General features: G+C 70.2%; 11 protein-coding genes. 8 read left to right on the top strand and 3 right to left on the bottom strand.

Annotated elements, in window-relative coordinates; genetic code table 11:
• The first annotated feature begins 91 nt into the window (after positions 1-91).
• Positions 92-379 carry a hypothetical protein gene (locus OEY_RS0109315; RefSeq protein ID WP_010593615.1) on the top strand — a complete coding sequence of 96 codons (288 nt, stop codon included), beginning with the start codon at positions 92-94 and terminating at the stop codon, positions 377-379.
• On the opposite strand, the gene phoU is transcribed toward OEY_RS0109315, so the two are convergent.
• Complete coding sequence (gene phoU, locus OEY_RS0109310) at positions 330-1001, bottom strand: phosphate signaling complex protein PhoU (RefSeq protein WP_010593614.1); 672 nt, start codon at positions 999-1001, stop codon at positions 330-332. The genes OEY_RS0109315 and phoU overlap by 50 nt on opposite strands.
• A 197-nt stretch (positions 1002-1198) precedes the next feature.
• Here phoU and OEY_RS0109305 point away from each other — a divergent pair, with 197 nt between their 5' ends.
• Both OEY_RS0109305 and OEY_RS0109300 read left to right on the top strand, forming a co-directional pair.
• Positions 1199-2485: an ATP-grasp domain-containing protein gene (locus tag OEY_RS0109305; protein WP_010593613.1), complete on the top strand. Its 1287-nt coding sequence runs from the start codon at positions 1199-1201 to the stop codon at positions 2483-2485.
• Positions 2485-4536, top strand: a complete 2052-nt coding sequence (locus OEY_RS0109300; protein WP_010593612.1) for a CocE/NonD family hydrolase — start codon at positions 2485-2487, stop codon at positions 4534-4536. Before OEY_RS0109305 ends, OEY_RS0109300 begins: the two co-directional genes overlap by 1 nt.
• 81 nt (positions 4537-4617) lie before the next feature.
• Here OEY_RS0109300 and OEY_RS0109295 read toward each other — a convergent pair whose 3' ends face one another.
• Complete coding sequence (locus OEY_RS0109295) at positions 4618-6384, bottom strand: thiamine pyrophosphate-requiring protein (RefSeq protein ID WP_010593611.1); 1767 nt, start codon at positions 6382-6384, stop codon at positions 4618-4620.
• A 137-nt stretch (positions 6385-6521) separates the two neighbouring features.
• On the opposite strand from OEY_RS0109295, the gene OEY_RS0109290 reads away from it, so the two are divergent.
• The 3 genes from OEY_RS0109290 to OEY_RS0109280 all read left to right on the top strand — a co-directional run bounded on the left by OEY_RS0109290 (position 6522) and on the right by OEY_RS0109280 (position 9392).
• Positions 6522-7013, top strand: coding sequence for a metallophosphoesterase family protein (locus OEY_RS0109290; RefSeq protein ID WP_010593610.1), 492 nt, complete (start codon positions 6522-6524; stop codon positions 7011-7013).
• 71 nt (positions 7014-7084) lie between these two features.
• A complete protein-coding gene (locus tag OEY_RS0109285; protein ID WP_010593609.1) occupies positions 7085-8383 on the top strand; it encodes an alpha/beta hydrolase family protein in 1299 nt (432 codons plus the stop codon).
• 298 nt (positions 8384-8681) lie between these two features.
• Positions 8682-9392: a M23 family metallopeptidase gene (locus OEY_RS0109280; protein ID WP_010593608.1), complete on the top strand. Its 711-nt coding sequence runs from the start codon at positions 8682-8684 to the stop codon at positions 9390-9392.
• A gap of 52 nt (positions 9393-9444) precedes the next feature.
• On the opposite strand, the gene OEY_RS0109275 is transcribed toward OEY_RS0109280, so the two are convergent.
• A complete protein-coding gene (locus tag OEY_RS0109275; RefSeq protein WP_029539972.1) occupies positions 9445-11418 on the bottom strand; it encodes a M13 family metallopeptidase in 1974 nt (657 codons plus the stop codon).
• A gap of 136 nt (positions 11419-11554) precedes the next feature.
• On the opposite strand from OEY_RS0109275, the gene OEY_RS0109270 reads away from it, so the two are divergent.
• Together OEY_RS0109270 and OEY_RS0109265 are read left to right on the top strand one after the other, a co-directional pair.
• The gene (locus tag OEY_RS0109270) at positions 11555-12949 is read left to right on the top strand and encodes a WS/DGAT/MGAT family O-acyltransferase (protein ID WP_010593606.1); all 1395 of its coding nucleotides are present in this window, start codon (positions 11555-11557) and stop codon (positions 12947-12949) included.
• The coding region (locus OEY_RS0109265; protein WP_010593605.1) for a serine hydrolase domain-containing protein at positions 12949-13390 on the top strand (442 nt) is incomplete at its 3' end. The genes OEY_RS0109270 and OEY_RS0109265, both read left to right, overlap by 1 nt.

Here is a 13390-nt window from a genome sequence, read left to right as displayed (position 1 = left end):
GAGTACCCACTCGCCGGGCGCCGACACGTCATCGGTGGTCGGCGGGTGGTCGTCTCGAGTAACCTCACGCGGGGGAGCACAGGAGGCGCACATGACCACCTTTGCCGTGACCGACACCGGCGACGGGCTGGACGTCACACTGAACGGCACGACCCACCGTCTCGACGTGGCGGACGCGAGCCGGCTGGCGCACCGGATCCTCGACGTCGTCCATGCCGCCTACCCCGAGCGCACGGGCCGGGGCCTGGAATCGTGGCCCACGGAGCGCGTGGAGGAGTTCGTCGCCGACCTCGAACGGACCGTGAACCCGGACCGGCCCGGGCATATTCTCAGGGCCGCCCGGGTAGAGCTGGATCGCCGTCGGGGCGACGTCCGGTGATCAGGAAGACGACCCGTTCGGCCACGTCCACGGCCTGGTCACCGAAGCGTTCGTAGAAGCGTGCCACCAGGGCGAGGTCGACGGCGGGGGTCACGCCGTGCGTCCAGGACGGGTCCTGCAAGGTCCCGAGGACGCGGGCGTGGACGAGGTCGAGTTCTGCGTCGGTGTTCCGGATCTGCGAGGCCGGCTCCAGCTTCGGCTCGCGGAAGGCATCGCACAGGGCGCGGACCATCGTGGCCGTGAGCTCACCCATCCGGGTGATGTCGCCCCGGACCTGATCGGGGACGAGCTCGCCGGGGGTGCGGCGCCGGGCTGCGCGCGCGATGTGCAGGGCGAGCTGGCCCATACGCGCCAGATCGCTGCTCATGCGCACCGCGGAGAACACGAACCGGAGATCCCCGGCCACCGGATGCTGCAACGCGAGGATCGCCACGGCCCGCTCGCTGCACTCCGTGTGCAATGTCTCGATGTCCTCGCCGAGGTCGAGCGCTTCCTCGGCCGCGACGACGTCGCCGTCGAGCAGCGCGCGTGTCGACAGCTCCAGCGCCTTCGCCGCGAGTTCGGCGAGGCCCCGGAGCCGATCGGTGAGATCGCGCAACTGCTGATCGAACGAAGCCCTCATGTGTACCGATCCACTGCGCTGTCCTCCGTTGCTGTCGGGAAGGCATACCCCGAGCCGGCCGCCGGTATACCCGCATCGACGAGTTGTCCCCGAACCGGCCGTCGACCGTCGCGGCACGAAGTCCGACGATCCCCGCAATACGGTCCGAACGGACGGCCGAGGTTTCGGGGCGACCGGACGGGGATAGCCAGTTCACGATGAGTAAGAACATTTTCGTACCCGGACTGACCGATCTGCAGCGAGGAGAGCTCGGCACCGTCGAGGTTCCCGAAGGGTTCACCCTCCACGGGTTGCTCGACTACGAGTCGCTGGTCTCCGCCGACAGCTTCGACTTCGACGCCTTGCTCGAGAGAGCGGACAAGGAGCTCGATTCCTTCGAGGGCAGTGTCGACGCGATCATCGCCCACTGGGACTTTCCGACCAGCGTGCTCGTGCCCGTTCTCGCGGCCGAACGCGGCCTGCCGTCCCCGAGCCTCGAGAGTGTGATCCGCAGCGAACACAAGCTGTGGAGCCGCATCCTGCAACGCGAGGTCGTGCCCGAGTGTGTGCCGGCCTTCGACGCCTTCGATCCCTTCGACCCCGAGGCACTCGACAAGATCGACGTCCCGTTCCCGTTCTGGGTCAAGCCGATCAAGGCGCACTCGTCCCAGCTGGGATTCGAGGTCTCGAACGCCGAGGAGTTCGCCTCCGCCACCGCCCGCATCCGAGAGGAGATCGGCCGCATCGCGAGTCCCTTCGACCAGGCGCTGGCTCACGTGGACGTCCCGGCGGAGGCGCGTGCCGCGGGCGCACGCACCTGCCTGGCCGAACAGATCGTCACCGGGACGCAGGCTGCACCGGAAGGGTCGATCTTCCAAGGGGAGTTCGGGGTGCACGGCGTGTTCGACATGCGCAAGGACGAGGCCGGCCACAGCTTCGATCATCTCGACTATCCCGCGCGCACCGTCCCGCCCGAGGTGCAGCAGCAGATGATCGACGTCACCGAGCGCTATCTGCGGCACACCGGTTACGACAACGGCTGCTTCAACTCCGAATTCATGTGGGACGCCGACACGGGCAAACTGTGGCTCATCGAGGTGAACACCCGCATCTCGCAGTCGCACAGCGACCTGTTCGCGAAGGTGGACGGAGCGTCCAACCACGCGGTGGCCATCGACGTCGCCCTCGGCCGCCGGCCGCGGATGCCGCACCGGCAGGGCGAGTTCGCGGTGGCGGCCCAGTGCATGGTGCCCCGCTACGACGACGGCATCGTCACCCGCGTCCCGAGCGAGAGTGAGATCGCCGCGCTGCAGGCACGTTTCCCCGGTACGGTCGTGCGGATCGATGTGCGGCCCGGCACCCGGCTGTCGGACCTGCCCAACCAGGACGCCTACCGGTACAAGCTCGCCACCCTCTACCTCGGCGCTTCCGGTCACGACGAACTGGAGCAGCGGTACCGCGACTGCCTCGAGGCACTGCCCTTCGAATTCGAGGAGGTCACCTAGTGCACACGGTCGAGTCGTTCCCGTACGAGGTGCGAGACGTCGAGAACGTGTTCATTCCCATGCGCGACGGCGCGCGCCTGGCCGCCCGGATGTGGCGACCGATCACCGACGAACCGCTCCCGGCGGTGCTCGAGTACATCCCGTACCGGAAGCGGGACCTGACCCGGGCGCGGGATGCCCTCAACCACCCCTATCTCGCCGGGCACGGCTACGTGTCCGTGCGCGTGGACATGCGTGGCAGCGGCGACTCCGACGGGGTGCTCGCCGACGAGTATCTGGACGCCGAGCACGACGACGCCTGCGACGTCATCGCGTGGCTCGCCGAACAGCCGTGGTGCGACGGCAACGTCGGCATGATGGGCATCTCGTGGGGTGGGTTCAACAGCCTGCAGGTGGCCGCCCGCCGCCCGCCGGCGCTCAAGGCGATCGTCAGTGCCTCCGCCACCGAGGATCTGTACGTCGACAACATGCACTACATGGGCGGATGCCTGCTCTCGGACAACCTGTCCGAGGCAACGGTGATGTTCGCGTTCAACAGCCTGCCCCCGGATCCGGCGATCGTCGGTGACCGGTGGCGGGAGATGTGGCACGAGCGCCTGTCCGGCAGCGGATTGTGGATCGAGAAGTGGCTCGGGCATCAGCACCGCGACGACTACTGGAAGCGCGCGTCGGTGAACGAGAACTACGGCGACGTGGAGTGTCCGGTGCTCGCGGTGGGCGGCTGGGCCGACGGCTACACCAACGCGATCTTCCGGTTGCTCGAGCATCTGCACGTTCCGCGTCTCGGTCTGATCGGCCCGTGGGGGCACCGGTATCCGCACCTGGGCGTGCCCGGCCCGGCGATCGGGTTCCTGCAGGAACTCGTCCGCTGGTGGGACCACTGGCTCAAGGGCCGCGACACCGGGATCATGGACGAGCCGGTGTTGCGGGCCTGGATGCAGGACAGCATCCCGCCGCAGCCGTCGTACGCGGACCGGCCCGGTCGCTGGGTGTCGGAACCGTGCTGGCCGTCCCCGAACATCGAGGACCGGCGATACACCCTGACCCGGCATTCGTTGTCCGACAAGCCCGCCGAGGAAGCCGATCACCATCGGATCCGGCTGCAGTCGCCGCTCAGCGTGGGCATGTTCGCCGGCAAGTGGGCCTCGTATGCCGCGACGCCGGACCTGCCGGGCGATCAGCGGGAGGACGACGGCGGATCGCTGGTGTTCGAGACCGAACCGCTCGGCGACACCTTCGAGGTGTTCGGGCTGCCGACGCTCGAGTTGGACGTGTCGGCGGACCGGCCCAATGCGATGGTGGCGGCGCGTCTGTCGGATGTGGCGCCGAACGGCGAGGCCACCCGCGTCACCTACGGCCTGCTGAATCTCACCCACCGCGACGGCAGCGGCGACCCGCAACCCCTCGAGCCGGGCCGGACGTATCACGTGCGTGTCCCGCTCAACGGAATGGCGCATTCGTTCCCCGCCGGCCATCGCATCCGGTTGTCCGTGTCCTCGTCGTACTGGCCGCTGGCATGGCCGTCGCCGGAACCTGTGATGCTGACGGTGAATACGGGAACCAGCACCCTGACGCTGCCCCACCGCCCCCAGCGTCCCGGGGACGACGAGAGACTACGAGCGTTCGGTCCCCCCGAGGTTGCTCCCGAGGCGCCCGCGACGCACCTGGAACCGGGCAGGCACCACTGGAAGGTCGAACGGGATCTGGCGACCGGGGTCTCCACCCTCGAGATCGAGAACGATCAGGGCACGATCCTGCTCGACGACGTCGGCACGACGGTCCGCCGCGCCACCACCGAATGGTTCAGTTTCCGGGGCAACGACGTCGATTCCGTACGGGGCGAGACGCGGACCGTGCGCCGCCTCGAACGCGGCGACTGGCGTACCGAGATCACGACGAACACCGTGCTGCGCTGCACGGCAGACGAATTCATCATCGACGCGCGACTGGACGCGTTCGAGTTGGGAAATCCGGACGTCGATCCGCGGCCGGTGGAGAATCGGGTCCACTCGCAGAACTGGCCCCGCCGGATCCCGCGAAATCTCGTCTGACCGCCGAGGTGGAACCTCGTCTGACCGCCGAGGTGGAACCTCGTCCGACCGCCGAGGTGGAACCTCGTCCGACCGCCGAGGTCAGTTCGCTGTTTCCTGCTCGCGCTGCCGGCGCAGCCGCTGTGCGGCCGTGTGGGCGCCCTCCCGCTCGAGGGCGTCGAGCATCGTCTTGACCTTGTCGGCGGAGGCACGCGGTGGCAGCAGCGGGGTGGCCGGGTCGACGACCGCCTGGATCAGCACCGGACGGTCGGCGGTCAGGGCGGTGCGCCATGCCTCGTCGACGTCCTCGGGCCGATCGACCCGGATGCCTTCGAGACCGAGCAGGCGGGCGTAGTCGGCGTAGGGGAACGGCGGGACGGTCTGCGAGGCGGGGATGCGGGCGTCGCCCTCCATTTCCCGCTGCTCCCAGGACACCTCGGTGAGGTCGCCGTTGTCGAGGACGAGGACGGCGAAGCGGGGATCGGCCCAGTCGCGCCAGCGGTGGGCGAGAGTGATGAGCTCCGAGATGCCGTTCATCTGCATGGCGCCGTCCCCGGCCAGCGCGACCACCGGGCGATCCGGGTGGGCGAGCTTGGCGGCCAGCCCGTACGGCATCGCGGACCCCATCGAGGCGAGGGTGCTCGACAGGTGTGCCGGCACCCCCGGTGGCAGTCGCAGGAACCGGGCGTACCAGTACACGACCGAGCCGACATCCACGGCCACCTGGGCGTCGGGTGGGAGGTGATCGGACAGGGCCGCGACGACCGCCTGCGGATCGAGCCCGTCCGCGGGCTCCGCGCATCGTGCGGCGGCGATCCGCCGCCAGGTCCGGACCATCTGCTCGACATCGCGGCGCCACGGACGGTCGGTCCGGTGCAGCCGCGGCAGCAGGGCATGCAGGGTTTCGCGGGCGTCTCCGGCGAGCGGCACCTCGACGGGGTACTTGGCACCGAGGTTGCGGGCCTCGATGTCGATCTGCACGGCCCGCGCCTGGCCCGGAGCGGGATAGAACTCCGTCCACGGGTCGTTGCTGCCCACGATCAGCAGGGTGTCGCAGCCGGCCGTCAGGTCCGCCGCGGCGGTGGTGCCGAGATGCCCCATGACACCACAGGCCCAGTCCCGGGACTCGTCGATCACCGGCTTGCCGAGCAGCGACGTCGTCACCCCCGCACCGAGCAGGTCGGCGAGTTCGTCGATCTCCCGGGCCGCACCGTATGCGCCCTGGCCGACGAGCAGCGCGATCCGCTGCCCGGAGTTCAGCAGGTCGGCGGCCCGGTCGAGGTCGGCGTCGGTGGGCAGGACCCGCGGGACCGCGACCGTCGCGGCGCTGGGAACCACGCCGTGCGTGTGCTCGTCCTCCGCGACGCCCGCCTGCTGCACGTCGTGCGGGACGATCACGCACGTCGGGCTCGAGGTCGCCCGGGCGGTGCGGAACGCGTTGTCGAGTACCGCGCCGAGTTGTTCGGGGGTGTCGAGAGTCTGCACGTATTGGGCGCACACGTCCTTGAACAGGGTGGGCAACGCGACTTCCTGCTGGTAGCCGCTGCCCTGGGCCGTCGTCACCACGTGCCCGACGATCGCCACCACCGGCTTGCCGTCCAGTTTGGCGTCGTACAGCCCCGTGAGCAGATGCACCGCTCCCGGTCCCTGGGTGGCCAGGCACACCCCGACCTCGCCGGTGTACTTGGCGTGGCCGGTTGCCATGAACGCGGCCATCTCCTCGTGCCGGGCCGTGACGAGTTCGATGTGCTCGCCCGCGCGGTCGAGCGCGGCCAGGATGGGGTCGATACCGTCTCCGGCGTAACCGAAGACGCGGTGCACGCCCCAGGCCCGGAGCCGGTCGACAATCCCGTCGGCGACGTTGGCCATGGTGTTCCTCCCGGTGGTGCCCGCCGTCCGCCGTGGGCATCGTTCGTCGTGTATGCGTTCGTCGCGTACTCGGGGCCGGGTGCCCGGTGGGAGCCGTGCGAAACCTCGGATGTCCCGGTGGGCGGCACACTGGTCGCATGAGGTTGCTGCTGCTGGCCGACACCCACGTCCCCGTCCGCGCGCGGGACCTGCCGGCGCGGGTGTGGGAGGAGGTCGACCGCGCCGATGTGGTGCTGCACGCCGGTGACTGGGTCGACATCGCCCTCTTCGACGCCCTGTCCGAGCGGGCGGCCCGGTTGGTCGCGTGCTGGGGCAACAACGACGGTGCCGAATTGCGGGGCCGGATGCCCGAGATCGCACGCGTGACGCTGGAGGATGTGCGCTTCGCGGTCGTCCACGAGACCGGAGCCTCGGCGGGCCGCGACCGGCGGATGTCGGCGGCGTATCCGGACACCGACGTCCTGGTGTTCGGGCACAGCCACATCCCGTGGGACACCACCACGGCCACGGGGCTGCGGCTGCTGAACCCGGGGTCGCCGACGGACCGCCGGCGACAACCGTTCTGCTCCTTCATGACCGCCGCCGTCGCCGACGGCGCACTGGGCGAGGTCGCACTGCACCGCCTGTGACCGGAAATCGAGCCGGACGACCGGTTCGGGCGTACGGTGGGTGTGCCCCGCCACCGCCCGAGGGAGCTCACATGCCCGCATCCTTCTTCGCGCATCCCCACCAGGCGTTCACGGCAGGGTTCTACCGCGACGAGGACTTCGACTTCGACGTCCGCTTCCTGCTCGGGCAGGCCGTGCACGGCGCGGCGGACGTCGGCGAAGTGCTCGCCACGATCGCCCCGCTCGGCGAGAAGGACCACGAGAAGTGGTTCGACGCCTGGGTTGCGCTCGGCACTCGCGTCCGACGCCTCGCCGATGCCTCCGCCGAGGCCGGGCACGCGGTCAGTGCCGCGGGCGCATACCTGCGTGCGGCAACGTATTTCGCCACCGCGGTCAACTCCGTCGACGGGCTGGGCGACGACGGCCCGCTGCTGCCGACGTTCCGGCAGCATCGGGCGGCGTGGGACCGGTTCGTCGAGACCACCCCGCACCCGGCCGAACGGGTCGACATTCCCTACGAGGACGGCTTCCTGCCGGGCTACCTGCTCCGTCCGCTCGGTGAGGAGACCCGCGAGCCCCGCCCCACGCTGATCCTGAACAACGGCAGCGACGGACCGATCAGCAGCCTGTGGACCGCCGCCGGGGCCGGCGCCCTGGCGCGCGGCTACAACGTGCTGTTCTTCGACGGACCGGGCCAGCAGTCCATGCTGTTCGAGCGCGGCGTGCCGTTCCGGCACGACTGGGAGGCGGTGATCACCCCGATCGTGGACTTCCTCCTCCGATACCCGGAGGTCGACGACTCGCGCATCGCCCTCTACGGGATCAGCCAGGGCGGATACTGGGTTCCGCGCGCACTGGCCTTCGAGCACCGGATCGCCGCCGCAATCGCCGACCCGGGTGTGGTCGACGTGGCCGCGTCGTGGCTCGCCCACATGCCGAAGAACATGATCGAGCTGCTCGAGAAGGGCGACCGGGAGAAGTTCGACCGTGACATGGCCTTCGGCATGCGGCTGTCGGGCCGGCTCGAACGCACCTGGCGGTTCCGGGCGCGCCCCTACCGTCGGATGGACTCGTACTTCGACACCCTCACCGAGGTGCTGAAGTACCGGCTCGGCGACCTCGCCGGCTCGATCACGACGCCGCTGTTGGTCACCGATCCGGAGGACGAGCAGTTCTGGCCCGGCCAGTCCCGCCGGCTCGCGGACGGGCTGCCGGGGGTGACGGAACTCGTCGCGTTCACCGCTGCGGAGGGCGCCAACTTCCACTGCCAGCCCCTCGCCCGCGCTCTCACCGATCAGCGGATGTTCGACTGGCTGGACACGGTGCTGGCCGAGCGGGCCCGCAGCCGGGCTTCGGGTGGCGGGTCGTCGCGTCAGGTGGCGGACGGCTGAGCGAGGCGGCCCCCGGCGGGAGCCGGCCGCTGTGGACCGAATGTCACATTCGGGTCGCTGAACCGACCGGATGTGACATTCGGTCAGGTAGGCGGCGCTACCCACAGCCCGAAGCATGCGCTAATCTGTGACTCGACCGTGACCAATCCGTTATTGAACGGACTACTCGAACGTCGAGGACAGCAGTTTGGCCCCGTACGCCCGCCCCGATGGTGACAACTTCAGCGAAACACTCGAACCCGCAGCGCCTCGGCGTGGGGCACACCGACGCTCGACCCGGACCGGGCCCGCGCGTCGATTGCTGACCATTCCCCTGGCGGTCGGCGCCGTGCTCGCGGCCGGCAGCGCCGCGGCCCAGGCCGCCCCCGGGCAGCCCCGGGCCGAGGCCGCCCCCGAGCGGCAGCAGCCGACCGTCGGGCTCTCGACCGCACCGCAGGTGCTGCAATTCCCGGACGCCGGCACCGACCGGTACGTCGACCAGTTGCAGCGCGCCGCCGAGCGCGAGACCGCCCGCCTCGCCGCGGAGGCCGAGGAGCGCCGGCGTGAAGCCGAGCGCCTCGCCCGGGAGGAAGCCGAGCGGATCGCGCAGGAACTCGCGAGCCGCCCGAGTGCCGTCTTCCCCACCATCGGGGCGCTGACCTCCGGGTTCGGGCCCCGCTGGGGAACGGCGCACAACGGCATCGACATCGCCAACGCCATCGGCACGCCGATCAAGTCGGTCACCGACGGCACCGTGATCGAATCCGGCCCCGCCTCCGGCTTCGGACTATGGGTGCGCATCCAGCAGGACGACGGCACGATCGGCGTCTACGGGCACATCGACCAGTCGCTCGTGTCGGTCGGCCAGCAGGTGCGGGCGGGCGACGTGATCGCCACGATGGGCAACCGCGGCCAGTCCACCGGGCCGCACCTGCACTTCGAGGTGTGGCAGCCGGGCGGCGCCAAGATGGACCCGCTGGCCTGGTTCGGCTCGCGCGGGGTATCCGTACCACAGTCCTCGCGTTCCTAGTCGGACGCCGGTACGCCGCCCCGTCGGGGGGCGCGGCGCACCGGCGTCCGGCTCACCAGATCCGCACGCGCTGCGCCGGGTCGAGATACAACTCGTCGCCGGGGTGCACGTCGAACGCCTCGTAGAAGGCGTCGATGTTGCGCACCACCCCGTTGCAGCGGAACTCCGGCGGGGAGTGCGGGTCCACGGCGAGCCGGCGCAGCGCCTCCTCGTCGCGGACCTTGGTCCGCCACACCTGCGCCCAGCCGAAGAACACCCGCTGCAGGCCCGTGAGGCCGTCGATCACGGGCGGTTCGGCTCCGTCGAGCGCGATCTCGTACGCCTTCAGCGCGATGGACAGCCCGCCGAGATCGCCGATGTTCTCGCCGATGGTGAAGCTGCCGTTGACGCGGTGCCCGGCGAGTCCCTTCGGTTCGAACTCGTCGTACTGCGCGATCAGTGCCGCGGTGCGCTTACCGAACTCGGTGCGATCGTCGTCGGTCCACCAGTTCTCGAGATTGCCGTCGCCGTCGTACTTGGCGCCCTGATCGTCGAAGCCGTGCCCGATCTCGTGCCCGATGACGGCCCCGATCCCGCCGTAGTTGGCGGCGTCGTCGGCATGCAGATCGAAGAACGGCGGTTGCAGGATCGCGGCGGGGAACACGATCTCGTTCATGCCCGGGTTGTAGTAGGCGTTCACGGTCTGCGGTGTCATGAACCACTCGTCGCGGTCCACCGGGCCGCCGAGCTTGGCCAGGTCGCGGTCGTACTCGGCGGCGTAGCCGCTGCGGTAGTTGCCGACCAGGTCGTCCGCGGCGACGGTCACGGCCGAGTAGTCGCGCCACTTGTCGGGGTAGCCGATCTTCGGCGTGAACTTCTCCAGCTTGCGCAGCGCCGCCTCACGGGTCTGCGGGCTCATCCATTCGAGCTCGGCGATGCTGCGCCGGTACGCCTCCTGCAGGTTGGCGACGAGCTGCTGCATGCGGTCCTTGGCCTCGGCCGGGAAGTGCCGTTCGACGTACAGCTTGCCGACAGCCTCGCCGAGCAGGTCCTGGACGAGCGCCACGCCGCGCTTCCACCGGTCGCGGATCTCCTGCGCCCCGGTGAGGGTGCGGCCGTAGAACGCGAAGTTCTCGTCGACGAGCTTCTCGGTGAGGTACGGCGCGCGGGAGTGCAGGACCCGCCAGGTGGCCCAGGCCTTCCAGTCGTCGAGGGCCGCCTCGGCCCACAGCTGCGCGAACGTGTCGAGAAAGCCCGGTTGGCGGACCACGATCTCGGCCCACTGTTCCTCGGTGGCCCCGAGCGCGCCGATCCAGCCGCGCCAGTCGAAACCGGGTCGCTCGGACGTCAGCGCCTCGAACGTCACCAGGTTGTAGGACAGGTCGGCGTCGCGCCGCTTGACCACGTCCCAGTGCCCGGCCGCCAGGCGGGTCTCGAGGTCGAGCACCCGCTGCGGGTCGTACCCGATGCCGGCGAGCTCGAACATGCGCCCGATGTGCGCGACGTACTGTGCCCGGATCTCGGCGTGACCGTCCTCGCGGTAGTACGACTCGTCGGGCAGGCCCAGACCGGACTGCGTCGTGTGCATCAGGTAGCGCGCCGAGTTCTTCGCGTCGGTGTCCACGTAGTGCCCGACGGCGCCGCCGATCCCGACGCGCTGCAACCGGCCGAGCACCGCCGCGAGCGCGTTCCGGTCCGCGGCGTCCGCCACGGCGGCCAGTTCGCCGGCGATCGGGTCCAGGCTCGCCGCCTCGACGGTCTCGGTGTCCATGAAGCTGGCGTACAGGTCGCCGATGCGCTGCGCGTCGGTGCCCGGCTCGGCCGAGGACGCGGCCGCCTCCTCGATGAGGGTGCGGACGTCGACCTCGGCCTTGTCGAACAGGGTGCGGAATGCGCCGTCGAGGGCACGATCGGCGGGGATCTCGTGTTCGGCGAGCCAGCGGCCGTTGACGTGTTCGAACAGATCGTCCTGCGCTCGGGTGCTCTCGTCGAGGTGGGTCAGGTCGATGCCCGAGTGTCGGGCCCGGGGATGCTCCACGATGGTCATGCCGTCCATCCTTACACCCATTCCTCGCACCCGGCACGGGCCTGCGTACGGGCGACGGGCCGTCTCCGCCCGCGACACGCCGCGCTCGAGTTACCGTGACCGAAGCCACACAGACACGTGGAAGCGGGGTGGGTGAGTGGGTCTGATGGACCCGATCGACGCGGTTCTCATGACGGCAGAGCTGCTGGCGAACCCCATGCACGTCGGGGTGGTGCTGATCCTGAACCCACCCGAGGACGCCGGCTCGCGATTCGTCGACGACGCCTACCGGGACGCGCTCGGCCGGGGCGACGAGGTGGATCCGGTGCTGCGACGCCGGGCGCACCGGGGTGTGGACACCGGCGGGTGGTGGGCCTGGCGCGACGTGGACGACATCGATCTGAGCTACCACGTGCGGCGGGCGTCGCTGCCGCCCGGCGCCGGACGGGACGCGCTGTGGCAGCTGGTGGGGGAGCTGCATGCAGAACCGCTCGACCGCTCCCGCCCGATGTGGGAGGCCCACCTTGTCGACGGCCTTCCCGACGGCCGGTTCGCGCTCTACACGAAGGTCCACCACGCGGTGCTCGACGGGATCGCGGGCCTGCGGATGATCGAGGAGTCGATGTCGCCCGACCCCGATCGCCGGTCGATGTCCCCGTTCTTCGCCACCGGCAGGCACCCGCGGCCCGACGCCGGGCACGGTGGTCTTCCGACGCCGCTCGGCCTGGCCCATTCGGTCCTCGGGGCCCTCACCTCCGGTGTGGGCCTGGTTCGCCGGACCGTCGAGGGGCAGGTCGGGGCCACGGTGCAGGGTCTGACCACCGACACCACGGTGCTGCCGTTCGGGGCGCCCCGCACCCGGCTCAACGGGCCACTCGGAACCGGACGCGTCTTCGCCGCCGCCGGCTGGCCGAAGTCGCGACTGCGCGCGATCGAGCGCGCTGCGGGCGTGACCGGCAACGACGTCGTCACGGCCGTGGTGGCCGGGGCGTTGCGCTCGTGGTTCGGCGAGCACGGCGAACTCCCCGGCGACTCCCTCGTGGCGATCTGCCCGGTCTCGGTGCGCGGACGGCAGGACGGCGCGACGGCGGGCAATGCGTTCGGAACGGCGGTGTGCACCCTGGGCACCGATCTCGCCGACCCGGCCGACCGGCTGCGGCTGATCCACCGCTCGATGCAGGTCGCCAAGGACCGCGTCGCAGCGCTGGGGCCGGTGCCGTCGCTGGTGGTGACGGCACCGAGCATCCTGCCGACCGTCCTCGCCCCGATGCTTCCGTTCGACCCGGGGCTGCGGCCCGGGTACAACCTGCCGATCTCCAACGTGCCCGGTCCGCGCACCGAGCTGTACTGGAACGGCGCCCACCTCGAGGAGATGTACCCCGTGTCGATCGTCTACGACGGGATGGCCCTCAACGTCACGGTGTGCTCGTATGCCGACCGGATCGGTTTCGGATATGTGGCCGGCGGGGAAGCAATACCGGACATCGCGACGTTGATACCTCTGACGGAGCGGTCTCTGTCGGAGTTGGAGACTGCGGTAGGAGTGGCGTGATGAGTTCCGATACCGGAGCGGCCAGGCGGGTGGACGGCGAGCACCCCCGGACCGAGATGATCGTCGACCCCCGCTTCCTGCCGGTCGCCGACCGCTTCTTCAAGATGTTCCGCGACACCCGGAACGGCGGCGGGGCGCTCGCGGCGTACCTGCACGGCGAGCCGGTGCTCGACATCTGGGCGGGCTGGGCGTCCCGGGACAAGCGGTGGACCCACGACACCGTCGCGCTGTCGTTCTCCACGGGCAAGGGCGTCGCGAGCACCGTGCTGCACCGGCTCGCCGAGCGCGGACTCGTCGACTACGACGAACCCGTCGCGACGTACTGGCCCGAGTTCGGGGCCGCCGGAAAGGAGTCCATCACCGTCCGGGAACTGATGTCCCACCGCGCCGGTCTGCACCGCGCGCGGGGCCTCGTCCCGGGACGCTTCGGGCTGCTCGACT

It is taken from the genome of Rhodococcus sp. P14, assembly GCF_000256505.1.
Taxonomy (GTDB): Bacteria; Actinomycetota; Actinomycetes; order Mycobacteriales; family Mycobacteriaceae; genus Rhodococcus; species Rhodococcus ruber.
The sequence above is the reverse complement of the archived record's forward strand: the minus strand, read 5'-3'. Positions and strand labels throughout refer to the sequence as shown.

Bases quoted from the DNA above. Each gene is read 5' to 3' on its own strand.
- OEY_RS0109305 (WP_010593613.1), top strand. From the start codon at position 1,199: ATGAGTAAGAACATTTTCGTACCCGGACTGACCGATCTGCAGCGAGGA.
- OEY_RS0109275 (WP_029539972.1), bottom strand. From the start codon at position 11,418: ATGACCATCGTGGAGCATCCCCGGGCCCGACACTCGGGCATCGACCTG.
- phoU (WP_010593614.1), bottom strand. From the start codon at position 1,001: ATGAGGGCTTCGTTCGATCAGCAGTTGCGCGATCTCACCGATCGGCTC.
- OEY_RS0109290 (WP_010593610.1), top strand. From the start codon at position 6,522: ATGAGGTTGCTGCTGCTGGCCGACACCCACGTCCCCGTCCGCGCGCGG.
- OEY_RS0109315 (WP_010593615.1), top strand. From the start codon at position 92: ATGACCACCTTTGCCGTGACCGACACCGGCGACGGGCTGGACGTCACA.
- OEY_RS0109285 (WP_010593609.1), top strand. From the start codon at position 7,085: ATGCCCGCATCCTTCTTCGCGCATCCCCACCAGGCGTTCACGGCAGGG.
- OEY_RS0109295 (WP_010593611.1), bottom strand. From the start codon at position 6,384: ATGGCCAACGTCGCCGACGGGATTGTCGACCGGCTCCGGGCCTGGGGC.